This is a genomic window from Metasolibacillus sp. (assembly GCF_025291715.1).
In the GTDB taxonomy this organism is placed as follows: Bacteria; Bacillota; Bacilli; order Bacillales_A; family Planococcaceae; genus Metasolibacillus; species Metasolibacillus louembei.
On the sequence record NZ_JAMBIZ010000068.1, the window covers coordinates 524 to 806 of the forward strand.

Sequence of the window (283 nt, forward strand, 5' to 3'; positions counted from 1 at the left end):
AGTACTTGCTAAACCAGGTACAATCAAGCCGCACACTAAATTCGACGCAGAAGTATACGTACTTTCTAAAGAAGAAGGTGGTCGTCACACTCCATTCTTAAATGGTTACCGTCCACAGTTCTACTTCCGTACAACTGACGTAACTGGTGCGATCCAGTTGAAAGAAGGCGTTGAAATGGTAATGCCAGGTGACAACGTTGAAATGTCAGTAGAATTAATCCACCCAATCGCAATGGACCCAGGTCTACGTTTTGCGATCCGTGAAGGTGGTCGTACTGTAGGT

Annotated in this window: 1 protein-coding gene; it reads left to right on the forward strand. The window is 45.2% G+C overall.

Annotation, left to right across the window (positions count from 1 at the left end):
- Positions 1 to 283 (forward strand): EF-Tu C-terminal domain-related protein (locus M3Z76_RS19620; RefSeq protein ID WP_483310190.1); only part of this gene is annotated, 283 nt, incomplete at both ends.